Below are 24,102 nucleotides of genomic sequence, written 5' to 3' on the forward strand. Positions count from 1 at the left end.
GTCTGGTGGACGCGCCGGGACACCGCGGGTGCTCCGATGGGGCTGTCAGCGCAGGGGGACCCGTATCCCCGGAGGTGTCGTGCGATGAACAGGTACCTGTCCCTGCTGAGCTGGACCGACAAGGGCGTGCGCGCCTTCGACGAGAGCGTCGACCGGGCCGAGGCCGCGGCCCGTTCGTGGGAGGCCTTCGGTGGCCGGATGGTCGACGTCTGGTGGCTGCTGGGCCCGTGGGACCTCGCCGTGCTCAGCGAGTTCCCCGACGACGAGAGCGCCACCGCGGCGCTGCTTCGGGTCGGGGCCGCCGGCAACATCCGCACGACCACGATGCGCGCCTTCGACGGCGACGCGATGCGCTCGATCATCGCCAAGGCCACCGGCTGAGCCGGCCCTGCGGCCGGCGGCGGCCGCTGGCAGCATGACCGGCATGGAGTTCCAGGACGTCGTCCGCCGCCGCCGCATGGTCCGCCGCTACGACCCGGACCGGCCGGTGCCGACCGAGGTCCTCGACCTGGTGCTGCGCACCGCGATCCGCGCCCCCAGCGCCGGCTTCAGCCAGGGCTGGGACTTCGTCGTCCTCGCGAGCCCGCATGAACGACAGGCGTTCTGGGCCGCGACGACCGACCCGGACGGCGAGCCGGACAGCTGGCTGACGGGGCTGATGAGCGCCCCGGTCCTCATCCTGTGCCTGTCCGACAAGCAGACCTACCTGCGTCGCTACGCCGAGCCCGACAAGGGCTGGGAGGACCAGGACGAGGCCCGCTGGCCGGTGCCCTACTGGGACATCGACACCGGCATGGCGGCCCTGCTCATGCTGCTGACCGCGGTCGACGAGGGGCTCGGCGGGCTGTTCTTCGGCGTGCCGCCGGAGTACCACGAGGACGTCATGGAGGCCTTCGCCGTGCCCCACGACCGCTCGATCGTCGGCGTGGTCGCCCTCGGCTACGCCGCCCCCGACCGGCGCAGCCCGAGCCTGCGCCGGGGTCGGCGGGAGGTCGCCGAGGTGGCCCACCGCGGTCGCTTCGGCGTGCCCTGGGGTCCGACGACGGACTAGGCCGCCCGGGCACCACCCCGCAACCGGCCCGCCGACCCGCGGTCTGCCCCGAGCACCCCGTGGGCGCCCGCGGGGTCGATGGCGCATGCCCCGGGTCGGTGGCCGAACCTGGGGTCGGCGAGCAGACCCGGGGGCCGCGAGCACATCCGGAGCCGCCGGACACGCCGACCCCAAACAGGCAGAACCAGACTTTGTTTTTGTGGTTTCTTGTGAGAACTCCTTTACATCGGTGTGACCGTGGGCACACACTGGGGGGACTGATCCACGACGCCACAGGAGGCCCCGGTGTACGCCGAAGAGCGCCAGCAGCACATCCTCGAGATCGCCCGCAGCCGCGGCCGGGTCGAGGTCGCGGCCCTGGCCGAGGAGCTCGACGTCACCCCCGAGACGGTCCGCCGCGACCTCACCGCCCTGGAGCGCCGCGGGCTGCTGCGCCGGGTGCACGGCGGTGCCATCCCGGTCGAGCGGCTCGGCTTCGAGCCCGCGGTCGCCGCCCGCGAGGAGCGCCTCGTCACCGAGAAGGAGCGGATCGCCAAGGCCGCGCTGGCCGAGCTGCCCGACGAGGGCACGATCCTCATCGACGCCGGCACGACCACCGGGCGCCTGGCCGAGCTGCTCCCCCGCGACCGCGAGCTGACCGTGGTGACCAACTCGCTCACCGTCGCCGCCCAGGTGGCCACCCAGCCCAACCTCTCCCTCTACCTGCTCGGCGGCCGGGTCCGCGGGCGCACGCTGGCCTGCGTCGGTGAGTGGGCCGAGCGGGCCCTCGCCGACGTCTTCGTCGACGTCGCCTTCATCGGCACCAACGGCATCTCCCGCGAGCGTGGGCTGACCACGCCGGACCAGTCCGAGGCCGCGGTCAAGCGCGCCATGGTCTCCTCCGCCCGCCGCGCGGTCGTGCTCACCGACCACTCCAAGGTCGGCATCGACCACTTCGCCCTCGTGGCCCCCCTGGCCGACATCGACACGATCATCACCGACAGCGGCCTGGACGCCGAGACCGCCGCCGAGCTCGAGGGCGAGGGTCCCGAGGTGGTGCGCGCATGATCGTGACGTTGACCCCCAACCCGAGCATCGACCGGACCGTGTCGATCGCCCGGCTCGAGCGTGGAGAGGTGCACCGGGCCACCGGGTCGCGGGTCGACCCGGGCGGCAAGGGCGTCAACGTCTCCCGGGCCCTGGCGGCCCACGGCCTGGCCACCGTGGCCGTCCTGCCCGCCGGCGGCGCCGAGGGCCACCTGCTGGAGGAGCTGCTCACCAGCACCGGGGTGGAGGTGCTGCCGGTCCCGATCGGCGGCTCGGTCCGCGCCAACGTCGCCCTCGTCGAGCCCGACGGCACGACGACCAAGATCAACGAGCCCGGCCCCACCCTCAGCACCGCCGAGCTCTCCTCGCTCGTGGCCGGCGCCGCGACCACCCTGATGCGCTCCCCCAGCTGGGTGGTCGGGTGCGGCAGCCTGCCGCCGGGCGTCGACGACACCCTGTATGCCGGGCTGGTGCCGCGCGCCCGCGCCGCCGGGGTGCGGGTGGCGGTGGACACCTCCGGGGCGCCGCTGGCCCGGGCGGTGGACGCGCGCCCCGACCTGATCAAGCCCAACCACGAGGAGCTCGAGGAGCTGGTCGGCGCCGCGCTGCCCACCCTCGCCGACGTGCACACGGCCGCCAAGGACCTGGTCAGCCGGGGCGTCGGCACCGTCGTCGTCAGCCTCGGCGGGCACGGCGCGCTCCTGGTCACCGACGGCCTGACCGCCCACGCGGCCGCCGTGGTCGAGCAGCCGCTGAGCACCGTCGGCGCCGGGGACGCCCTGCTGGCCGGCTACCTGCACGCCACCGCGACAGGGTCGGCACCCGACACGGCCCTGGCCGCCGGGGTCGCCTGGGGCGCGGCGGCGGTCGGCCTGCCCGGCAGCCGGATGCCCACCCCGGGTGACGTGGCCGGCATACCGGTCTCGCTGACCCACCACCCCGACCTGACCCTGCACCTGTCCCCCTGACCCAGCCACCCGCCGACCCACCCACCGAAGAGGACGCGACATGACCCTGATCACCGAGAAGCTCGTGGTGCTCGACCTGGAGGCGCCCGACCGCCACGAGGCGACGCGCATCCTGGCCGAGGCACTGGCTGCCGAGGGCCGGGTCACCGACCTGCCGGGCTTCCTCGCCGACGTGCGCAAGCGGGAGGAGCAGATGCCCACCGGCCTGCCGGGCGGCATCGGCATCCCCCACGCCCGCAGCGCCCACGTCACCGAGCCCTCGCTGGTGTTCGGTCGCACCAGCGGCATCGACTTCGGCGCCGAGGACGGCCCCGCCACCTTGATCTTCCTCATCGCGGCCCCCGAGGGCGGCGGCGAGGAGCACCTGACGATCCTGGCCAAGCTCGCGCGCCGCCTCGTTCGTCCGGACTTCCGTCAGTCCCTCCTCGACGCGCCCGACAACGCCGCGGTCGTCGACATCGTCACCCGAGAGGTGGTCAACCAATGAAGTTCGTCGCCGTGACGTCGTGCCCCACGGGCATCGCGCACACCTACATGGCGGCCGAGTCCCTCGAGCAGAGCGCGAAGGACGCCGGCCACGAGATCGAGGTCGAGACCCAGGGCAGCGCCGGGTCCACGCCGCTCGACCCGGCGGTCATCGCCGCCGCCGACGCGGTGATCTTCGCCGCCGACCTCGAGGTCCGCGACCGGCAGCGCTTCGCCGGCAAGCCGCTGGTGCAGGTCGGGGTCAAGAAGGCCATCTCCGACGGCCCCGGCCTGATCGCCCAGGCGGTCGCCGCCGCCGAGGAGGCCGCCGCGCATCCCGAGGTGCTCGCCTCGGCCGCTGCCGCCCCCGCCGCCGGTGGTGGCGGGCTCGCCACCAAGGTCGACCGCGAGGCCGGCACCGGCACCCGCATCCGCCAGTGGCTGATGACCGGCGTGAGCTACATGATCCCGTTCGTGGCCGCCGGCGGCATCCTGATCGCCCTGTCGTTCATGCTCGCCCAGGTCGCCGGCGGCAAGCGCGGCGCCATCGAGGTCGTCAACTACAACCTCACCGGCACCGGGGCCGACGCCCACTGGAACCTCGCCACGAACTTCAGCCCCGGCAGCGGGATGGAGTGGGCGGGCCTGCTGTTCGTCATCGGCGCCGCCTCCTTCGGCTTCCTCGTGCCGATCCTGTCCGGCTTCATCGCCTTCGCCATCGCCGACCGTCCCGGCATCGCCCCCGGCATCGTCGGTGGCGCGATCGCCGCGACGATGGGCGCCGGCTTCCTCGGCGGCATCGCCACCGGCTTCGTCGGCGGGTTCTCGGCGCTGTGGATCAGCCGCCGCAAGGTCCCCAAGGGCGTGCGCGGCATCATGCCGGTGGTCGTCATCCCGCTGGTGTCCACCGTGTTCACCGGCGCGGTCCTGATCCTCATCCTCGGCCGGCCGATCAAGGCGATCACGGACGGGCTGACCTCCTGGCTGAACGGCCTCACCGGCGCCAACCTCATCATCCTGGGCATCATCCTCGGCCTGATGATGGGCTTCGACCTCGGCGGCCCGGTCAACAAGGTGGCCTACACCTTCGCCACCACCGGACTGGCGAGCGCCGCGGCGACCGCGGTCGCGGGCGGCGCCCCGCTGAAGGTCATGGCCGCCGTCATGGCTGCCGGCATGACCCCGCCGCTGGGCATGGCCCTGGCGACCACCATCCGCCCCGGGCTCTTCTCCGAGCCCGAGCGGGAGAACGGACGCGCGGCCTGGCTGCTCGGGGCGTCGTTCATCTCCGAGGGCGCCATCCCGTTCGCGGCGGCCGACCCCTGGCGGGTCATCGTCTCGAGCATGTCCGGCTCGGCCGTCGCCGGCGCCCTGGTGATGGCCTTCGGCAGCACCCTGCGCGCACCGCACGGGGGCATCTGGGTCCTGCCGCTCATCGGCGCCCCGCTGCTCTACCTGCTGGCCATCGCCGCCGGCACCTGCGTCACGACGGCGGTCGTGGTGGCCCTGAAGTCCACCGCCAAGACCACCGACGCCGACCTCGTGGCCGAGCCCGCCGCCACCACGGCCGCCACCGCGGTCTGACCGGCACCCAGACACCCCCTCCACCGTTGACCCGGTGGAGCTGAAAGGAGCGACACACATGGCCCAGCGCACCGTCACCATCGCCTCGTCCGTGGGGCTGCACGCCCGGCCCGCCGCCTTGTTCGTCCAGGCCGCCACCGCCACCGGCCTGCCGGTGCAGATCGCCCGGGACGGCGAGGACGCGGTCGACGCACGCAGCATCCTCGGCGTCATGGCCCTCGGCGCCAAGCACGGCGAGGCCGTCGTCCTGACGGCCGACGGGGACGGCGCGGACGCGGCCCTCGACGGGCTCGTCGAGCTGCTCTCGCGCGACCTCGACGCGGAGTGAGTGCCGTGGCCGAGGTGCAGCGCAAGCACGGCATCGGCGTCAGCGCCGGCACCGCGGTCGGACCTGTCGTCCAGGTCCGGCCGCCGGTGCGGCCGCCGGCCGACGAGTCGGCCGCCGCCGACGTCACCGAGGCCGGAGCCCGGGTGCGCGAGGTGCTCGAGTCCGTGGCCTCCACCCTGGAGGAGCGGGCCGCGCGGGCCGACGCCACGGCCCAGCAGATCCTCACCGCGACGGCGATGATGGCCCGCGACCCGGGCCTGGCCGGCGCGGTGGACAAGCAGCTCGCCGCCGGGCGCGGGCCCGCCACCGCGGTCGACAACGCGGTCGAGGAGTACTGCGCGATGTTCACCGCCGCCGGCGGCTACCTCGCCGAGCGGGTCACCGACCTGCGCGACGTGCGGGACCGAGCGGTGGCCCGGGTGCTGGGCCGGCCGGAGCCGGGGGTGCCCGAGCTCGCGGAGCCCAGCGTCCTTGTCGCCCACGACCTGGCCCCGGCCGAGACCTCGGTCCTGCGCCCCGACCAGGTGCTGGCCATCGTCACCGAGTCCGGCGGCCCGACCAGCCACACCGCGATCCTCGCCGCCCAGATGGGCATCCCGGCCGTCGTGCAGGTCGCGGGTGCGCTGGAGATCCCGGCCGGCACCCGCGTGGCCGTCGACGGCGGCACCGGTGAGGTCGTCCTGGAACCCGACGAGGCCCTGCAGCACGACCTCGCGGCCAAGGCCGAGCGCCGGGCGGCCGCCCTCGCCGGCAGCAAGGGTCCGGGCATGACGGCCGACCAGCACCCCGTCGCGCTGCTGGCCAACATCGGCCGCCTCGAGGACGCCGTCCGGGCGGCCGCCGAGGACGTCGAGGGCGTGGGGCTCTTCCGCACCGAGTTCCTCTTCCTGGAGCGCGACACCGCGCCCACGCTGGAGGAGCAGACCCAGACCTACACCGCGGTGCTGGAGGCGTTCGGCTCCCGCCGGGTCGTCGTGCGCACCCTGGACGCCGGCGCCGACAAGCCGCTCGCCTTCGCCGACCTCGGGCCCGAGGAGAACCCCGCCCTCGGCCGCCGCGGGCTGCGGATGTCCGCCCTGCGACCGGACCTGCTCGACACCCAGATCAAGGCGCTGGCCGCCGCCGCCCGGGCCACCGGGGCCGACGTGCGGGTGATGGCGCCGATGGTCGCCACCGCCGACGAGGCGGCGTGGTTCGCCCGCCGCGTGCGCGAGCACGGGCTGCCCTCGGTCGGCGTGATGATCGAGGTGCCCGCGGCGGCGTTGCGCTCCCGGCACGTCCTGGCCGAGGTCGACTTCGCCAGCCTGGGCACCAACGACCTGGCGCAGTACGCCCTGGCCGCCGACCGGCTCCAGGGCGAGCTGGCCGACCTGCTCGACCCCTGGCAGCCCGGGCTGCTCGACCTCGTCGCCGCCGCCTGCGAGGGCGGCCGGGCCCACGGGAAGCCGGTCGGCGTCTGCGGCGAGGCCGCCGGCGACCCCCTGCTGGCCCTGGTGCTGGTCGGTCTCGGCGTCAGCAGCCTGTCGATGGCCCCGGGCCGCGTCGCGGCCGTGCGGCTGGCCCTGTCCCTGCACGAGCTCGCCACCTGCGCCTCCCTGGCCGAGCGGGCCCGCAGCGCCCGGTCCGCGGAGGAGGCCCGCACCGTGGTCGCCGAGCTCGCCCACGCCGAGCTGCTCGCGATCCTCTGAACCACTCCCGGTATGCCGGGTGGCCGGCCCGGCCACCCGGCATACCGGGTGCCTGCTCGCCGGTCACGGCGAGTCGGTGACGGGCCCCCCTGCCGCGTGGGCGAAGATGGCGTCCGGGAGAATCCGCCCCACCGACTGCCCGCACCCCCCGAGGAGCACCCCCGCGCATGGCCCGCCGTTCGTCGACCCCGCCCGGTGAAGAGCAGGACTACCAGGAGCGCATCCTCGACATCGACGTCGAGGAGGAGATGCAAGGGGCGTTCCTGGAGTACGCCTACTCGGTCATCTACTCCCGGGCCCTGCCCGACGCCCGTGACGGCCTCAAGCCGGTGCAGCGGCGCATCCTCTTCGGCATGAGCGAGCTCGGGCTGCGCCCGGACCGCGGCCATGTGAAGTCCTCCCGCGTCGTCGGCGAGGTCATGGGCAAGTACCACCCGCACGGTGACGGCGCGATCTACGACGCCCTCGTGCGCATGGCCCAGCCGTTCACGATGCGCCTGCCGCTGGTCGACGGGCACGGCAACTTCGGCTCCCTCGACGACGGCCCGGCCGCCTCCCGCTACACCGAGGCCCGGCTCGCGCCCGCGGCGCTCCTGATGACCGGCAGCCTCGACGAGGAGACGGTCGACTTCGTCCCCAACTACGACGACCAGCTGCTCCAGCCGGGGGTCCTGCCCGCGGCCTACCCCAACCTGCTCGTCAACGGCGCCAGCGGCATCGCCGTCGGCATGGCCACGAGCATGCCGCCGCACAACCTCGTCGAGGTCATCGGCGCGGCCCGCCACCTCATCGCCAACCCGCAGTGCTCGCTGGACGACCTGATGAAGTTCGTCCCCGGCCCGGACCTGCCCGGCGGCGGCAAGATCGTCGGGCTGGAGGGCATCCGCGACGCCTACCTGAACGGCCGCGGCACCTTCCGGACCCGCGCCACCACGCGCATCGAGAACGTCACGCCCCGCAAGAAGGGCATCGTCGTCACCGAGCTGCCCTACCTCGTCGGCCCCGAGAAGGTCATCGAGAAGATCAAGGACAACGTCCAGTCCAAGAAGCTGCAGGGCATCAGCGACGTCAAGGACCTGACCGACCGCAAGCACGGCCTGCGCCTGGTCATCGAGGTCAAGAACGGCTTCAACCCCGAGGCCGTGCTGGAGCAGCTCTACAAGCTGACGCCGATGGAGGACTCCTTCGGCATCAACAACGTCGCCCTCGTCGACGGCCAGCCGCGCACCCTGGGCCTGAAGGACCTGCTGCGCGTCTACGTCGACTTCCGCACCGACGTCGTCCGCCGCCGCAGCTCCTACCGGCTGCGCAAGCGCGAGGAGCGCCTGCACCTCGTCGAGGGCCTGCTCGTCGCAATCATGGACATCGACGAGGTCATCCAGGTCATCCGCAGCTCCGACGACGCCGGCGTCGCCAAGGACCGGCTGATGGACGTCTTCGACCTGTCCGACCCCCAGGCGACCTACATCCTGGACCTCCAGCTGCGCCGCCTGACGAAGTTCTCCCGCATCGAGCTGGAGACCGAGAAGGCCGAGCTCGAGCGCCAGATCGAGGCGCTGCGCGCGATCCTCGACGACGAGAAGCTGCTCCTGAAGACCGTGTCCTCCGAGCTGGCCGAGGTCGCCAAGACCCACGGCACGCCGCGCCGCACGGTCCTGCTTGAGTCGGCCGGCACCCCGCTGACCGCCAGCTCGCCGCTGGAGATCAGCGACGACCCGTGCTGGGTGCTGCTCTCCTCCACCGGCCTCATGGCGCGCACCACCACCGCCGACCCGCTGTCCAACGAGGGCGGCCGGCACAAGCACGACGCGGTGGTCGCCGCGGTCCGCACGACCGCCCGCGGGTATGTCGGGCTGGTCACCTCGCGCGGCCGGATGATCCGCCTGTCGGCCCTGGAGCTGCCCACGCTGCCGCCGACCAACGGCGCCCCGTCGCTGTCCGGCGGCGCACCCCTGGCGGCGTTCGTCGACCTGCCCCGCGGCGAGGAGCCCCTCACCCTGGTCTCGCTGCGCGAGGACTCCCCCGGCATCGCGCTGGGCACCGCGCTCGGCGTCGTCAAGCGGGTCACCACCGACTACCCGGGCAACAGGGACGACTGGGAGGTCATCTCCCTCAAGGACGGCGACGCGGTCGTCGGCGCCGTCGAGCTGACCACCGGGAAGGAGGACCTCGTCTTCCTGACCACCGTCGCCCAGCTGCTCCACTTCCCGGCCTCCTCGGTGCGCCCGCAGGGTCGCCCGGCCGGTGGCATGGCCGGCATCAAGCTGGCCGGCGACGAGCGCGTCGTGTTCTTCGGCGCCGTCGACCCGGCCGCGGACAACGTCGTGGTCACCTCCGCCGGCTCCTCCGGCGCCCTCCCGGGCACCGAGGGCGGCTCGCTCAAGGTCACCCCGTATGCCGAGTACCCCGCCAAGGGGCGCGCCACCGGCGGGGTCCGGGCGCACCGCTTCCTGCGCGGCGAGGACACCCTCGTCCTGGCGTGGGTGGGCGCCGCCCCGGCCCGGGCCGCGGCGGCCAACGGCGTGGCGGTCGAGCTGCCCCCGGCCATCGGCAGGCGCGACGGCTCGGGCGTCCCGGCGCACACGCCCATCGCGGCGATCGCGCCGGCCTTCCCCGCCGGACCGCTCGTGCCGGGCGGGCCGGCGGACGACGCGGCCCCCGACGGCGCCCCGGGCGCGGGAGGCGAGTGACCGGCATACGGCCCCCGCGGAGCGCACCCGATGCCTGCTCCGTCCTCTGGGACGCGGCGCAGGCGCCCGCGCTCGGCACGGCGGCGCAGGCCCGGTTCTGGGTCGCCCTGGAGCAGCCGGGGCCGTGGGGTCGCGAGGCGGCGGTGCAGTCCCACCTCGACCCCGAGGTGGGGGCGGCGCTGGACCGGCTGTGCGCCGAGCACGGCGGGCGGCTCCAGCTGATCCGGCGTCCCGGCGACCACGCCGACCGCCACGGCGGCCCGTCGCTGCGGGCCTACGTCGCCGGCGGCCTGGAGGCCCGCCCGTGGCTGCTGCGGGCCGACCTGGACCTGCCGGCCCAGCTCGGCCGGCTGCCGTGGGCGGCCCTGGCCGCGGGTGACCTCGACATGGTGCTGGACGCCGTGCCCGAGCTCGAGGAGAGCGACGAGCCCGTGCTGCTGGTGTGCACCAACTCCCGACGCGACGTCTGCTGCGCCGTCCGCGGGCGCCCGGTCGCCCTCGCGGCGGCCGCGGACCGGCCCGGCCAGGTGTGGGAGTGCTCCCACACCGGTGGCCACCGGTTCGCCCCCACCGGCGTGCTGCTGCCCCACGGCCAGGTGCTGGCCCGGCTCGACCCGGCGCTGGCCGTGGAGACCCTGGACGCCGCGGAACGCGACGAGCTGCCCGGGCGGGCGCTGGACGCGGCCCATGACCGCGGCCGCAGCGTCCTGGAGCCTGCCGCCCAGGCAGCCGAGTCCGTCGTGCGCCACCGCATCGGCGAGCCGGGCCTGGTCGCCCTGACCACGGTGTCCGGGGACGACCCGGAGCAGCCCGGGGATCCCGCCGCGCGGGTGTGCACCGTCACGCACGTCGACGGCCGGCGGTGGACGGTCCGGGTGCGGCGGGTCACCGGCTCGGCGATGCGGCCCGAGTCCTGCGGCAAGGCGCCGGTGGCGACCTGGGAGTGGCACGTCGGCGAGCCCTCACCCTCCTGACGCAGATCCCGGCGGAGAGGGGTGAGCCGGACTGCGCTGTCTGCCGGACGGCGGTGCGTGCGCCCACCCCTACCTTGGGGCGGACGGCCAGGAGGTCACCCCATGAGCGCCACCGACGCGCAGCCCGCCAGCCCGGGCCAGGTCACCACCTCCCCCGGCGCGGGGGGTGAGCCGCAGGAGGTCGGGCCGAGCCCCGCCGAGGCGCTCTCTGCGCGTCTGGTCGAGGCGGCGGCGGGCACGATGGACCTGTTCTCGATCTACGTCGGGGAGCAGCTCGGCCTCTACCGCAGCCTGGTCGAGGACGGTCCGGCCACCGCCCCCGAGCTCGCCGGGCGCACCGGCATGCAGGAGCGCTACGCGCGGGAGTGGCTCGAGCAGCAGGCCACCACCGGCCTGCTCACCGTCGACGACCCGTCGCGGGAGGCCTCGGCGCGCCGCTTCGACCTGCCCCAGGACCTCTGGCCGGTGCTGGTCGACCAGCTCAGCCCGATGTACCTGCGACCGCTCGGCCGCGTCGCCGTCTCGGCCCTGCGACAGGCCCCGGCGCTGCTGGATGCCTACCGCCGCGGCGGCGGGGTCCCCTGGTCGGCCTACGGGGAGGACATGCGCACCGGCCAGGCCGAGTTCAACCGGCCGTTCTTCCTCGGGGACTTCGTGCCCGGCTACCTCGCCCAGGTCCCGGGCGTGGACGAGGCGCTGCGCCGGCCCGGCGCCCGCGTCGCCGAGATCGGCCCCGGCGGCGGCTGGGCCGCGGTCGGGATCACCCAGGCCTACCCGGAGGTGTCCTACGACGGCTTCGAGATCGACCTGCCGAGCGTCGAGCTCGCCCGTGCGGCCATCGCGGACGCGGGCCTGGCGTCACGGGCGCGCATCCACCACCAGGACGCCGCCGACACCGCGCTCGACGCCCGCTTCGACCTCGTGTGCGCCCTCGAGTGCATCCACGACATGCCCGACCCCGTCGGGGTGCTGACGACGATGCGCCGGCTCGCCGGCCCCTCGGGCACGGTCCTGGTGATGGACGAGCGCGTCGCTCAGGAGTTCGGGGCGGTCGGCGACCAGATGGAGCGCCTCTTCTACGGATTCAGCCTGACGGTGTGCCTGCCGGACGGGCTGTCCACCTCGCCCTCGGTCGGCACGGGGACGGTCATGCGACCGTCCGTCCTGGAGGGGTATGCGCGGGCGGCCGGCTTCAGCGCGCTGGAGATCCTCCCGCTCGAGCACCCCGCGTTCCGGTTCTACCGGCTCCTGCCGTGACCGTCGGCCGCCCCCCTCCCGGGCCGAGGCCAACGGTCTGACCGGTGGCCTGGTCGGCGGTCTGGGCGACGGTCTGGCCGGCGTGGGCGCCGACAACGGGGCCCACACCGGTGCCGGCATCGGCATCGGCATCGGCCACGCGCCGGGCTCAGTGAGGGTCGACAGCCTCCGATGAAGGTCCTTTGACGACTGAGTTACCCGATCGTTACGGCGATCCGAGCCCCCACCGGTTGCGGGTCTTTGTGCAAACGTTTTTACTCGGTGACGGAAATCCCTCAGTGTCGAGGCGATCTGCCCCCGACACTGCTACGAACGGAGGCGGGCGGATGGCCCAGGACAAGAGAAGGCGCCGCAACCAAGCGGTGTTCGCAGCTGCTGTCACCGTGGCCCTCGCCACTGCCAGCTGCAGCTCCGGAGGCTCCTCCAGCGGCAGCAACAGTGCGGCGGCCGGTGCGACCTCGCGGGGACCCATCACCTTCGTGACGGGCAAGGACAACAGCAACGTCTGGGCTCCCACCATCGCCAAGTGGAACTCGGCGCACCCCAACGAGAAGGTGACGCTGAAGGAGCAGACCGACAAGGCCGACCAGCAGCACGACGACATCGTGCAGCACATGCAGGCCAAGGACCCCAGCTACGACATCGTCACGGTCGACGTCGTCTGGACCGCGGAGTTCGCCGCCAAGGGCTGGCTGACCCCGCTGAAGGACAAGTTCGCCCTCGACACGACCAAGCTGCTCAAGCCGACCGTGGACGCCGCGACCTACAACGGCACGCTCTACGCCGCCCCGTTCGCCAGTGACGGCGGGATGCTCTACTACCGCAAGGACCTCGTCCCCACGCCGCCCAAGACCCTGGACGAGATGTGGAAGGACTGCAGCATCGCCAAGAAGAACAACATGAGCTGCTACGCCGGTCAGTTCGCCCAGTACGAGGGCCTGACGGTCAACGCGGCCGAGGCGATCAACACCGCCGGCGGCAAGATCGTCGACTCGGCCGGCAAGCCCACGGTCGACTCGGCTCAGGCGCGCACGGGCCTGCAGATGCTCGCCGACCACTACAAGAACGGTGACATCCCCAAGGAAGCCATCACCTACCAGGAGGAGCAGGGCCGCCAGGCCTTCGAGGCCGGCAAGCTGCTGTTCCTGCGCAACTGGCCCTACGTCTACAACCTGGCCAAGACCGACGGCTCGTCCAAGGTCAAGAACACCTTCGGTGTCGCGCCGCTGCCCGGTATGACCGGCCCCGGCGCCTCGAGCCTCGGTGGTCACAGCGAGGGCATCAGCGTCTACTCGAAGCACAAGGCGACCGCGTTCGACTTCCTCAAGTTCATCGAGGAGGACGCGCAGCAGAAGTTCTTCATGCAGCAGGGTTCGCTGGCTCCGGTCGTCTCCTCCATCTACGACGACCCGGCTCTCGTGGCCAAGGCCCCGTACCTGCCCACCCTGAAGACCTCCATCGAGAACGCCGTCCCGCGCCCGGTGACGCCGTTCTACCCGGCGGTCACCAAGGCCATCCAGGACAACTCCTACGCCGCGATCAAGGGCGACAAGTCCGTGGACCAGGCCATCAAGGACATGCAGTCGGCCATCGCGTCCGCGTCCGGCAGCTGATCCACCCCAGTGGTGTGGGGCCGGGGGTCGCTCCCCCGGCCCCACACCGGCACCAGCTCGGCAGGCCCCTGCCGGGTTGTTGAGCACACCGGCTGGGCAAGGAGGCCCGCATGAGCACCACCGTTGAGACCGCCGCTCCTCCGAGGGCGCCGCAGAAGAAGAAGCGCGGGGGGCTGAACGCGGGCGAGGGCCGTCGCTCGCTCCTGCTCGTCGCCCCGACGGTGATCCTCCTCGGGGTCGTCATCGTCTACCCCCTCATCGACGCCGTGATCCTCTCGTTCCAGAAGGACGCCGGCCTGGACAAGGCGACCGGCCTGTTCGTCGAGGGCGGTCCTGCCGGCTTCTCGAACTACACCCACTGGCTCCTGGCCGACTGTGGCGGCGGCAAGGGCAGCTGCCCTCCCGGCAACATCGGGTCGCTCTTCTGGCCCGCGCTGAGCGTCACCGTGTTCTTCACCGTCGTCTCGGTGTCCATCGAGGTCATCCTCGGCCTGTGGTTCGCCACGATCATGAACCGCGAGTTCCGCGGCCGTGGCCTGGTCCGTGCCGCGATCCTGATCCCGTGGGCGATCCCCACCGCGGTCACGGCCAAGCTCTGGTTCTTCATCTTCGCCTACGACGGCATCGCCAACCACCTGCTCGGGTTCATCGGCATCAGTCCCCTGCTGTGGACCGGTGACACGTGGCCGTCCCGGTTCGCCGTGGTCATCGCCGACGTGTGGAAGACGACCCCGTTCATGGCCCTGCTGATCCTCGCGGGCCTGCAGCTGATCGGGGCCGACGTCTACGAGGCGGCCCAGATCGACGGCGCAAGCCGCTGGCAGACGTTCACCCGGATCACGCTGCCGATGATCAAGGTGCCGCTCATGGTCGCGGTGCTCTTCCGCACCCTCGACGTGCTGCGCATCTTCGACCTGCCCTACATCCTCACCGGCGGTGGCGGTGGCGACGGACACGCGACCACGACGTTGTCCATCCTCGTCATCCAGCAGATCCGCGAGGGCTTCCACAGCGCGTCCGCCCTGTCGACCATCGTCTTCCTGCTGATCGCACTCGTGGCGTTCCTGTTCATCAAGTTCGGCGGCGCCGACGTCGTCCAGCGGCCCCCGAAGGGTGCCCGCGGCGACAAGGTGAAGCTGACCGAGAACCCGGCTGTCGAAGCCGTCGCGGAAGGGAACTGAGGTCATGACCACGACAACCGGCCCGACCGCCACGACCGAACGCACCACCACGGCCCACGAGCACCACCTGAAGAACGAGCGGTGGAAGAACGCCCGCAGCTACGGCGGGCTCCTGCTCATCGTGATCTGGGGCCTGGCCCCGTTCTACTGGATGATCGTCACGGCGTTCCGCGACGTGGGCTACACCTTCGACACCACCCCGTGGCCCACCCACGTGACGCTGGACAACTTCAAGACGGCGTTCTCGACCGACCGCGGCAACCACTTCGCCAACGCCCTGGTCAACAGCGTCATCATCGGCGTCGTCACCACTGCGCTGGCGATGCTCGTGGGCGTCTTCGCGGCCTACGCACTGTCCCGCCTGCACTTCGCCGGCAAGTACCTCGTGCTCGGGTTCATCCTCGGCGCCTCGATGTTCCCCGGCGTGGCGCTGGTCTCGCCGCTGTTCCAGCTGTTCTCCTCCTGGGGCTGGCTCACCGGGGCCAACTACCAGGCGCTGATCATCCCCGACATCTCCTTCGCCCTACCCCTCACGGTCTACACCCTGACGGCGTTCTTCTCGGAGATGCCCTGGGAGCTGGAGGAGTCGGCCCGCATGGACGGCTGCACGCAGGGACAGGCCTTCCGCAAGATCATGCTGCCGCTGGCGGCGCCGGGCTTGTTCACCACCGCGATCCTGGCGTTCATCAGCGCCTGGAACGAGTTCCTGCTGGCCTCCCAGTTCGCCACGGCCACGACCCAGCCGGTCACGGTCGCCATCGCGAACTTCTCCGGAGCCCAGCCGCACCAGGAGCCCTACACCACCGTCATGGCGGCGGGCACCATCGTCACGGTCCCGCTGATCATCATGGTGCTCATCTTCCAGCGCGCCATCGTCTCCGGCCTCACCGCCGGCGGCGTCAAGGGCTGACGGCCGGAGCGGGGACACCATGGGGATCTTCAACCCCGGGGGTGGCACCAGCAGCCACCCCCGGGCCCGGGCCCAGCGCCTCGACATGCTGCTCGGCTTCCTGGGCTTCTTCGGCGTGATGGCGCTGATCCAGACCGTTGTGCTCGAGCTCCGCGGTCAGGACGCGGTCGGGTCGGCCCTCGTTCTCGCCGTCCTCGTGGTGGCCTCGGTCCTGACCCTTCGAGCGCGACGCAAGATCCGGCTCTAGGACCGCGGCCATGACCACGATCACGGACGTGGCGAAGGCGGCGGGTGTGTCGGTGTCCACGGTCTCGCGTGCCCTGCGCGGCCTCGATCGGGTCAGCCCCCAGACACGGGCACGGGTGGCGCGTGCCGCGACCGAGCTGCACTACGTCGCCTCGCCGACCGCGGCGTCCCTGGCCTCGGGACGCACCAAGGTCGTGGCCGTCGTCGCCCCGTTCCTCACCCGCTGGTTCTTCGCGACGCTGATCAGCGGGGTCGAGAAGGCCCTGCGGCACCACGGCCACCACGTCCTGCTCATCGACCTCGAGTCCGAGGACTTCGACACGCGGCTCCAGCTGAGCCAGAGCATGCTCTGGAAGCGCGTGGACGGCATCATCGTCCTCAGCGTGCCGCTCGACGACCAGGAGCAGGCGCTGATCGAGGGCCTGGGGCTGCCGGCGGTGACGATCGGCAACCGCATCCGCCAGTGGTCCTGCGTGCGCATCGACGACCGTGCGGCCATGGACAGCGCCGTCGGACACGTCCTGGACCTCGGCCACACCCGCGTGGCCTACATCGGGGCCGTCGCTCCCTCCAACGCCATGCACCAGACCCCGCAGGACCGCTACGACGCCTTCGCGGACGCCATGACCGCCCACGGCCTGGACTGCCCGAAGCGGTGGGTGGTCGAGTCCGACTGGACCGCAGCGGGGGCGATGCTGGACATCCAGCGGGTGCTGGCCGACCACCCGAGGCCCACTGCGGTGGTCGCCGCCTCCGACGAGATGGCGTTCGGAGTGATGGCGGCGGCACGCCGGGCCGGCCTCTCGGTGCCTCAGGACCTGTCGGTCGTCGGCATCGACGACCACGTCCTGTCGGAGGTGCTCGGGCTGACCACCGTCCGACAGGACGTGATGCTGCAGGGTCAACGCGCCGGCGAGGCGCTGATGCGCCGGCTCACCGGCGACGGGGCGACCTCCCCGGTCGACGAGGTGATCCCGGTCGAGCTGGTCGTGCGAGGGTCCACCGCTCCCCCCGCCGACGGCGGCCCCGGCCGGCCGGGTCGGCCCCGGGTCAGCGGTGCGCGTCGATGAACGCCAGGATCTGCTCCCACGCGTCGCTGCAGGCGTCGGCCCAGTCCGTGTAGGACCGGTCGAAGAAGGAGTGCGGCGCGCCGTCGTACACCTTGGTGACGTGCTCCTTGCCGGCGCGGGTCAACGCGTCGTCGAAGGCCATCGTCTCCTCCAGCGGGATGCCCTTGTCGGCCCCGGCGACGAGCAGCAGCAGCGGTGAGTCGATGGCGTGCAGCACCTCCATCGCCGTCGACGGCCGGCCGTAGAAGCCGATCGACCCCGCGGGGTGCAACGCCGTCCCGGCCAGCCGCCAGGAGTGCCCGCCGAACATGCAGAAGCCGAGGGTGAAGATCGGGTCGTCACTGCGGTGCCTCAGGCGCGACGCCGCCGCGGAGGCGTCGGCCAGCACGTGCTCCGGGTGCAGCGCCTTGGCGTGCGGCATGTACTCGAAGTCGTCGTCCCGCGGGGTCAGCCCGGCCGTCCGTGCATACGGGTCGATGGCCACGGTGTCCAGACCGGCTTCGGCGCACCGCAGCGCCAGGTCGGTGTAGTACGGGTGCAGCCCGCGGATGTCGGGCAGGAGCACCAGACTCGCGCCGCGCCGGGTGGCGGGAGTCGCGTCGAACGCCGCGAAGCGGGTGCCGTCGGCGGCCACCAGTTCGGTCGGGCCGTGCGCGCCGATCTCGCTGGTCTTGGGGGGTGCGGGGGGACGCTGGTCGCTGGAGAAGCACATGGGCCCAGTCTGCGGGCTGGACCGTGGCCCGGCCAGCGCTGGTGAGGTATGCCGCCCCGCCGGCCCCACGGCATACCTGGCCGGTCGCGGGCGGCCGGAGAGCCGGCCGCCCGCGACGGGTCAGACGTCGATCCGCTCGCGGTCCAGGGCCGCCGCGGAGTCGATGATGAAGTCCTTGCGCGGCGCCACGTCGTTGCCCATGAGCAGGTCGAAGACCCGCTCGGCCATCTCCGCGTCCTTGAGGGTGACCCGGCGCAGGGTGCGGTGGCGCGGGTCCATCGTGGTCTCGGCGAGCTGGTCGGCGTCCATCTCCCCCAGGCCCTTGTAGCGCTGCAGCGGCTGCTTGACCTTCTTGCCGCGCTTCTCCAGCTGGGTCATGGTCTTGCGCATCTCACCCTCGTTGTAGGTGTAGATGAGCTCGTTCTTCTTCGCCCCGGGGTTGACCACCTCGATGCGGTGCAGCGGCGGGACCGCGGCGTAGACCCGGCCGGCCTCGACCAGCGGGCGCATGTAGCGGAAGAACAGGGTCAGCAGCAGGGTGCGGATGTGGGCGCCGTCGACGTCGGCGTCGGTCATGATGATGACCTTGCCGTAGCGCGCGGCCTCGAGGTCGAACGAGCGGCCCGACCCGGCGCCGATGACCTGGATGATCGCGGCGCACTCGGCGTTCTTGAGCATGTCGGCCACGGAGGCCTTCTGGACGTTGAGGATCTTGCCGCGGATCGGCAGCAGCGCCTGGTAGTCCGAGGAACGGGCCAGCTTGGCCGTGCCGAGCGCGCTGTCACCCTCGACGATGAACAGCTCGGAGCGCTCCACGTCGGTGCTGCGGCAGTCGGCGAGCTTGGCCGGGAGGGAGGAGGTCTCCAGGGCGTTCTTGCGGCGCTGGGTCTCCTTGTGCAGCCGCGCGCTGATGCGCGACTTCATCTCGGCGACGACCTTCTCCAGCAGCAGGGACGCTTGGGCCTTCTCGCCGCGCTTGGTGGAGGTCAGCAGCGCGGTCAGCTCCTTCTCGACCACCTTGCTGACGATCGCCCGCACCGCCGAGGTGCCCAGCACCTCCTTGGTCTGGCCCTCGAACTGCGGCTCGGCGAGGCGCACCGTCACCACCGCGGTCAGCCCGGCCAGGATGTCGTCCTTCTCCGGCTTGTCCGAGCCCACCTTGAGCCGGCGGGCGTTGACCTCGAGCTGCTTGCGGAAGACCTTCATCAGGGCCTGCTCGAAGCCGGCGATGTGGGTGCCGCCCTTGGGCGTCTTGATGATGTTGACGAAGGAGACGACCTTCGTGTCGTAGCCGGTGCCCCAGCGCAGCGCGATGTCGACGCCGCACTCGCGCTCGACCTCGGTCGGGGTCATGTGGCCCTTGTCGTCCAGGACCGGGACGGTCTCGGTGAAGTGCCCCGAGCCCTGCAGCCGCCACACGTCGGTCACCGCGGGGTCGGCGGCCAGGAAGTCGGTGAACTCGCTGATGCCGCCGTCGTGCTGGAAGCGCTCCTCGTGCGGGCCGTGCTCGCCCGGCGTGCCCGGCACGCCCCGCTCGTCGCGGATCACCAGGGACAGCCCCGGGATCAGGTAGGAGGTCTGCCGCGCCCGGGCGATGAGCTCGTCGTAGACGAAGGCGGCGTCCTTGAGGAAGATCTGCCGGTCGGCCCAGTAGCGGATGCGGCTGCCGGTGCGCCCCCGCGGCGCCTTGCCCACGATGCGCAGCTCGCTGTTGGAGATGTATGCCGTGAAGTCCACCGACGGGCTCTTGTCGCCGTTGACGTCGGCGAACTCACCGGGCTCACCCCGGTGGAAGCTCATCGCGTAGGTCTTGCCGGCGCGGTCGACCTCGACGTCGAGGCGCTCGGACAGCGCGTTGACCACGGAGGCGCCCACGCCGTGCAGTCCACCGGAGGCGGTGTAGGACCCGCCGCCGAACTTGCCGCCCGCGTGCAGCTTGGTGAAGACCACCTCGACACCGGTCAGGCCGGTGCGCGGCTCGACGTCGACGGGGATGCCGCGGCCGTTGTCGCGCACCTCGACCGAGCCGTCGGCCATCAGCACGACCTCGATGTGGTCACACACCCCGGCCAGCGCCTCGTCGACGGCGTTGTCGATGATCTCCCACAGGCAGTGCATGAGGCCGCGGGAGTCGGTCGAGCCGATGTACATGCCGGGGCGCTTGCGCACCGCCTCGAGGCCCTCGAGGACCTGCAGGTGGCGGGCGGTGTAGTCGCTGGCGGCGCTCTTGACGGCGGTCTTGGTGGCGGTGGCCACGGGACAGGGTTTCCCTTCGGTGGTGCCTGTTTCCCCCGGCCCCCGGCCGGGTTCTGCTTGGGTGCAGGCTAGCCTCCTCCCCCGACACACCCGAGGCAGGCACGCGGCATCCGCCTCCCGAGGGTCTGTCAGACCCTCGCCGGACACTGTGCATGAGATGACCCACACCGGCGCGCCCCTGCGCGGTGGGAACGAATGCGCGTGCTTCACTGTTGGAACCGGCGCAGACGGGATCGCCCCGGGGCAAGCCGGCAGGCTGACCGGCTCCGAAGCACCAGCAGGTGCCGACGAGACGGACAGGACGCCGACACCGCACCGAGGCGCCCACTACGACGAAGGAAGGCAGACGTGACCACTGCACTGGCACCGACTCTGACCGCGGCCGATCGCTGCGACCGCTGTGGCGCCCAGGCCTACATTCGCGCCCGCCTCACCACTGGCGGCGAGCTGCTCTTCTGCGCCCACCACGGGCGTGAGCACCTGGCCAAGCTGAAGGACCTGGCGGTCGAGATCCACGACGAGAGCGACCGACTGGTCGACACCCCCGCGCCTGCGGCGCCCGACGAGCACTGATCCCGGCCCGGCCGGCCTGACCACGTGGACGCCGTGACGCTGCTCGCGGGCGTCCTCGTGGTGGTGGGCCTGCTCGGCATCGTCATCCCGCTCCTGCCCGGACTGATCCTGGTCTGGGCAGGAGCGTTGGTGTGGGCGGCCTCGGTCCACACGACCGGCGCCTGGGTGGTCCTGGGCCTGGTCAGCGTGATGGCGGCCCTCGGGATGGTGCTGAAGTACCTGTTGCCGGGGCGACGCCTGCAGACCGGCGGGGTGGGCACCCTGACCATGGCCGCCGGGGTGGTCCTGGCGGTCGTGGGGTTCTTCGCGATCCCGGTCGTCGGGGCGGTGCTGGGGTTCGTCCTCGGGGTCTACCTGGCCGAGCTGGCCCGACTGCGCTCCCTGGGCGCGGCGTGGCCGGCCACGGTCTCCGCCCTCAAGGCGGTGGGCCTGGGCCTGGTCGTGGAGCTGACCACGGGACTGCTCATGGCGGGGACGTGGGTCATCGGCGTGCTCACCACGGGCTGAGCCCGGTCACGCAGGGGCGCACGGCCCCCGTCCGCGACTCAGTTCCAGTCGTTGCGCCGGCGCTCCCAGCGCTCCTCGAGGCGCTGCATGAACCCCTGGCCCGAGGCCTTGCGCGACTTGGTGCGCGGTGAGGGGGTCGCCGGACGGATGGAGCCGTCGGCAGCCACCGAGCCCAAGGTGGCGCGGGTGCGCGGTGGGGTGCTGGCGTAGACCGCCCCACCGATCATGAGGGCGAAGCCGATCGCCCCGATCCAGACGGCCGCGTGCATGACGCCGAGCACGACCAGCGCCAGACCGCCGAGGACGGCCACGACGCCGATGACGATGCGCCGACGCATGCGGGCGCGGGCGATGGAGCCCTGCATCTGCGAGGCGAACTTGGGGTCCTCGGCATACAGCGCTTGCTCCATCTGCTGCAGCAGATGCTGCTCGTGCTCTGAGAGCGGCACCTTCGACCTCCCGTGCGCTCGCTTCGTTGAGGAAGACGCTTGGCGATCCGAAAACGTTTCCTCCGGCGGGATCCGGACGGGCTTGTTCTTCTCGCTCGGGTTCAGGATATGTCCCCGCGCACCGTTGTGGTACCCGGCCTTCAGTCCCGGACCGTGTGGTCTTCGGTCCCGGTTGTCCGTCCCGGCCGATCGGTGCCGAATGTCCGCCCCGGCAGCCGCTCCCGGCCGGCCGGTGTCGCCCGATCGGTCATGCCAGGTCGGTCAGGGTCCTCACTCGCCGCGGTCGGCTCGGTCACTCCCTGCGGTCGGTGGGGACCAGCGTCGCCGGCCGGACCGCTCCGGCCCCGAAGCGCGCACTGGCCCGGTCGACCGCCCGGTCGGCGTCGCGCCAGCCGTGCTCGGGGTCGTCGAGCCGGGCCTGCACCGGCGCGGTCCCGGCCTCCAGCAGGCCCTCCATCTTGACCCCCACCAGGCGCAGCCGGGCACGTTGCAGGCCCAGACCGTCGAACAGCGCCCGCGCCGTGGCGTAGATGTCACGGCTGACGTCGGTGGGGTCACGCAGCGTCCGCGACCGGGTGATCGTCGTGAAGTCGGCGAAGCGCACCTTGACGGTCACCGTCCGGCCGACCAGCCCGGCCGACCGCATCCGGGCCGCGGTGCGGTCACTGAGCTTGAGCAGCTGGCGGTGGATGACCGCCGGGTCGTCGACGTCGAAGGCGAAGGTCTCATCGGAGCTGACGCTGCGCTCCCGGCGGGCCGGCACGACCGGCCGTGGGTCGCGGCCCCAGGCAAGGTCGTGCAGGTGCGCCCCGGTGGTGTCCCCGAGGCCGCGGCGCAGCGTCTGCACCGGGGTGTGGGCGATGTCGGCGACGGTGCGCAGGCCGAGCCGGTGCAGCGCCTCCTCGGTGCGCTCCCCCACCCCCCACAGCGCCCCGACGGGCAGCTGGTGCAGGAACGGCACGACCTCGGCGCGGGGCACGACCAGCAGGCCGTCGGGCTTGGCCAGGCCGGAGGCGAGCTTGGCCACGAACTTGCTGGGCGCCACTCCCACCGAGCAGGTGATGCCCTGCTCGTCTGCCACGAGGTCGCGGATCATCCGCGCGATGCGGACCGGGGAGCCCAGCCGGCGCCCGGCCCCGGAGACGTCGAGGAAGGCCTCGTCCATGGACAGCGGCTCGACGATCGGGGTGATGGTGCCGAACGCGGCCATCACCGCCTGTGACACCTGCCCGTAGCGGGTGTGGTCCGGCGCCACCACCGTCGCCTGCGGGCACAACCGTCGCGCCCGGGCCATCGGCATGGCCGCGGCGACCCCGAAGGCGCGGGCCTCGTAGGTGGCCGAGAGCACCACGCCCCGGTTGCCCCCACCGCCGATGATCACCGGGGTGCCGCGCAGCTCGGGCCGGGCCAGCAGCGACACCGACGCGTAGAAGGCGTCCATGTCGACGTGCAGGATCGAGCACCCGGTGTCGTCGGGCTCGGCGTCACCGCTGCGGGAGGGCGCGGCGTACTGGCGCCGGCTCATCGCCGGCTCCCCGCGACGCGCCCTTGGCGGGTGCGACCGCCCCCGGGCCCAGGACCAGGACCAGGACCAGGGCCGGGGAACCCCACCGCCCCGGTATGCCGTGCCGGCAACTCCACGGGGCCGGACCGGGCGGGTGCCGTCCCCGTGACAGGGAAGGCACGGACCTGTGGCAGCGCCCCCAGGTGGGTCAGGCGCGGTGCCGTCGGCCGAGGGGTGGCCCCCCGCTCAGCTCTTGCCGGCGAGCACGTGCAGGGTCGCGCCGAGCTGGTTGAGGAAGGCGAAGTCGGGGTGGCGGGCAGCTGCCTGCTCGAGCTCGAGCAGGGCGGCGCGGTCCGCGTCGGAGTCGGTGAAGGCCGCCGGCACGAGGTCGCTGAAGATCCGCACCCCATGGGTGTCCTCGACCGTGAGGCCCGCCCCGGCGAGCAGGGCGGTGATCCCGTCGGCGTCGAAACGGCGCGGCAGCGGGTCGGTGGCACCCCAGCGCCCGTCGTCGCTGGTGAGTGCCCGTCGGGCCTGGGCGAACTGGCCGGCCAGCGCCCTGGCCAGCACGACGGCGAGGCGCTGGGCGACGAGCAGGCTGAGGTGCCCCCCGTCCGCGAGGACGGCGGCGACGGACTGCAGGCTGGCCTGCGGGTCGTCGACGAACTCGAGGACCCCGTGGCAGCAGACGAGGTCGGCCTCGCCGGCGGGGTGGACGTCGAGCAGCGTGCCGGCGTCCCCCTGCACGGCCACCACGCGGTCGGCGACGCCGGCGTCACCGGCGCGACGGTTGAGCGCGGCCAGGGCGTCGGGGCTGGGGTCGACGACGGTGACGTGGTGGCCCAGCGCGGCGATCGGCACGGCCAGACCGCCGGTGCCACCGCCGAGGTCGACCACCCGCAGCGGACGGCCGAGCTCCTGCGTGCGCCGGTCGGCGAGGGCCCGCACGGACTCCCAGACGGCGAAGGTGCGCACCGAGGTCTCGACCCCGCCGCGGCGGGAACGTCGCAGGTCTTCGGGCACGGCAGCACTCCTTCGGTGGCAGGCGCC

At 72.6% G+C, this 24,102-nt stretch carries 23 protein-coding genes; 18 read left to right on the forward strand and 5 right to left on the reverse strand.

All coding sequences use genetic code 11. From position 1 onward, the window contains the following. Window positions 1-84: 84 nt before the first annotated feature. From AC3ANM_RS02435 to AC3ANM_RS02510, 16 genes are all read left to right on the forward strand, one after another. Complete coding sequence (locus AC3ANM_RS02435) at window positions 85-381, forward strand: GYD domain-containing protein (protein ID WP_488286547.1); 297 nt, start codon at window positions 85-87, stop codon at window positions 379-381. A 43-nt stretch (window positions 382-424) separates the two neighbouring features. Then, window positions 425-1,051 carry a nitroreductase family protein gene (locus AC3ANM_RS02440; protein ID WP_488286548.1) on the forward strand — a complete coding sequence of 209 codons (627 nt, stop codon included), beginning with the start codon at window positions 425-427 and terminating at the stop codon, window positions 1,049-1,051. A 285-nt stretch (window positions 1,052-1,336) separates the two neighbouring features. Then, entirely contained in the window at window positions 1,337-2,098 is a 762-nt protein-coding gene (locus AC3ANM_RS02445) for a DeoR/GlpR family DNA-binding transcription regulator (protein WP_488286549.1), read from the forward strand. After that, window positions 2,095-3,045, forward strand: coding sequence for a 1-phosphofructokinase (gene pfkB, locus AC3ANM_RS02450; protein WP_488286550.1), 951 nt, complete (start codon window positions 2,095-2,097; stop codon window positions 3,043-3,045). Before AC3ANM_RS02445 ends, pfkB begins: the two co-directional genes overlap by 4 nt. Before the next feature lie 40 nt (window positions 3,046-3,085). Then, entirely contained in the window at window positions 3,086-3,532 is a 447-nt protein-coding gene (locus tag AC3ANM_RS02455; RefSeq protein WP_488286551.1) for a PTS sugar transporter subunit IIA, read from the forward strand. Beyond that, window positions 3,529-5,094 carry a PTS fructose transporter subunit IIC gene (locus AC3ANM_RS02460; protein ID WP_488286552.1) on the forward strand — a complete coding sequence of 522 codons (1,566 nt, stop codon included), beginning with the start codon at window positions 3,529-3,531 and terminating at the stop codon, window positions 5,092-5,094. Before AC3ANM_RS02455 ends, AC3ANM_RS02460 begins: the two co-directional genes overlap by 4 nt. A gap of 58 nt (window positions 5,095-5,152) precedes the next feature. Next, window positions 5,153-5,422, forward strand: a complete 270-nt coding sequence (locus AC3ANM_RS02465; protein WP_488286553.1) for an HPr family phosphocarrier protein — start codon at window positions 5,153-5,155, stop codon at window positions 5,420-5,422. Between the two features lie 5 nt (window positions 5,423-5,427). Beyond that, the gene (ptsP, locus tag AC3ANM_RS02470) at window positions 5,428-7,110 is read left to right on the forward strand and encodes a phosphoenolpyruvate--protein phosphotransferase (protein WP_488286554.1); all 1,683 of its coding nucleotides are present in this window, start codon (window positions 5,428-5,430) and stop codon (window positions 7,108-7,110) included. Window positions 7,111-7,277: 167 nt separating this feature from the next. Continuing rightward, window positions 7,278-9,800: a DNA gyrase/topoisomerase IV subunit A gene (locus AC3ANM_RS02475; protein WP_488286555.1), complete on the forward strand. Its 2,523-nt coding sequence runs from the start codon at window positions 7,278-7,280 to the stop codon at window positions 9,798-9,800. Then, the gene (locus tag AC3ANM_RS02480; RefSeq protein ID WP_488286556.1) at window positions 9,797-10,774 is read left to right on the forward strand and encodes a ferredoxin family protein; all 978 of its coding nucleotides are present in this window, start codon (window positions 9,797-9,799) and stop codon (window positions 10,772-10,774) included. Before AC3ANM_RS02475 ends, AC3ANM_RS02480 begins: the two co-directional genes overlap by 4 nt. Window positions 10,775-10,876: 102 nt before the next feature. Next, the gene (locus AC3ANM_RS02485) at window positions 10,877-12,031 is read left to right on the forward strand and encodes a class I SAM-dependent methyltransferase (protein WP_488286557.1); all 1,155 of its coding nucleotides are present in this window, start codon (window positions 10,877-10,879) and stop codon (window positions 12,029-12,031) included. Between the two features lie 326 nt (window positions 12,032-12,357). Beyond that, window positions 12,358-13,644: an ABC transporter substrate-binding protein gene (locus AC3ANM_RS02490; protein WP_488286558.1), complete on the forward strand. Its 1,287-nt coding sequence runs from the start codon at window positions 12,358-12,360 to the stop codon at window positions 13,642-13,644. A gap of 110 nt (window positions 13,645-13,754) precedes the next feature. Continuing rightward, on the forward strand, window positions 13,755-14,825 hold the full coding sequence (locus tag AC3ANM_RS02495; protein ID WP_488286559.1) for a carbohydrate ABC transporter permease: 1,071 nt from the start codon (window positions 13,755-13,757) through the stop codon (window positions 14,823-14,825). 4 nt (window positions 14,826-14,829) lie between these two features. After that, on the forward strand, window positions 14,830-15,735 hold the full coding sequence (locus AC3ANM_RS02500) for a carbohydrate ABC transporter permease (RefSeq protein ID WP_488286560.1): 906 nt from the start codon (window positions 14,830-14,832) through the stop codon (window positions 15,733-15,735). 19 nt (window positions 15,736-15,754) lie between these two features. Continuing rightward, on the forward strand, window positions 15,755-15,982 hold the full coding sequence (locus tag AC3ANM_RS02505; protein ID WP_488286561.1) for a hypothetical protein: 228 nt from the start codon (window positions 15,755-15,757) through the stop codon (window positions 15,980-15,982). Window positions 15,983-15,992: 10 nt separating this feature from the next. Beyond that, on the forward strand, window positions 15,993-17,051 hold the full coding sequence (locus AC3ANM_RS02510) for a LacI family DNA-binding transcriptional regulator (protein ID WP_488286562.1): 1,059 nt from the start codon (window positions 15,993-15,995) through the stop codon (window positions 17,049-17,051). Here AC3ANM_RS02510 and AC3ANM_RS02515 read toward each other — a convergent pair. Then, window positions 17,032-17,763 (reverse strand): dienelactone hydrolase family protein, encoded by a 732-nt coding sequence (locus AC3ANM_RS02515; protein ID WP_488286563.1) that lies wholly within the window; start codon window positions 17,761-17,763, stop codon window positions 17,032-17,034. The genes AC3ANM_RS02510 and AC3ANM_RS02515 overlap by 20 nt on opposite strands. 120 nt (window positions 17,764-17,883) lie before the next feature. Further along, on the reverse strand, window positions 17,884-20,019 hold the full coding sequence (locus AC3ANM_RS02520; protein WP_488286564.1) for a DNA gyrase/topoisomerase IV subunit B: 2,136 nt from the start codon (window positions 20,017-20,019) through the stop codon (window positions 17,884-17,886). Window positions 20,020-20,367: 348 nt separating this feature from the next. On the opposite strand from AC3ANM_RS02520, the gene AC3ANM_RS02525 reads away from it, so the two are divergent. Further along, on the forward strand, window positions 20,368-20,592 hold the full coding sequence (locus AC3ANM_RS02525; protein ID WP_488286565.1) for a DUF7455 domain-containing protein: 225 nt from the start codon (window positions 20,368-20,370) through the stop codon (window positions 20,590-20,592). A gap of 24 nt (window positions 20,593-20,616) precedes the next feature. Further along, complete coding sequence (locus AC3ANM_RS02530; protein WP_488286566.1) at window positions 20,617-21,099, forward strand: DUF456 domain-containing protein; 483 nt, start codon at window positions 20,617-20,619, stop codon at window positions 21,097-21,099. A 38-nt stretch (window positions 21,100-21,137) separates the two neighbouring features. Here the strand turns inward: AC3ANM_RS02530 and AC3ANM_RS02535 are convergent, their stop codons facing one another. The 3 genes from AC3ANM_RS02535 to AC3ANM_RS02545 form a co-directional block, all read right to left on the reverse strand. After that, on the reverse strand, window positions 21,138-21,548 hold the full coding sequence (locus AC3ANM_RS02535; protein WP_488286567.1) for a DUF3040 domain-containing protein: 411 nt from the start codon (window positions 21,546-21,548) through the stop codon (window positions 21,138-21,140). 292 nt (window positions 21,549-21,840) lie between these two features. Beyond that, window positions 21,841-23,073, reverse strand: a complete 1,233-nt coding sequence (gene dinB / locus AC3ANM_RS02540) for a DNA polymerase IV (RefSeq protein WP_488286568.1) — start codon at window positions 23,071-23,073, stop codon at window positions 21,841-21,843. A gap of 225 nt (window positions 23,074-23,298) precedes the next feature. Continuing rightward, the gene (locus AC3ANM_RS02545; protein WP_488286569.1) at window positions 23,299-24,075 is read right to left on the reverse strand and encodes a methyltransferase domain-containing protein; all 777 of its coding nucleotides are present in this window, start codon (window positions 24,073-24,075) and stop codon (window positions 23,299-23,301) included. Window positions 24,076-24,102 lie beyond the last annotated feature (27 nt).

It is taken from the genome of Oryzihumus sp. JJN4-3R (assembly GCF_057747915.1).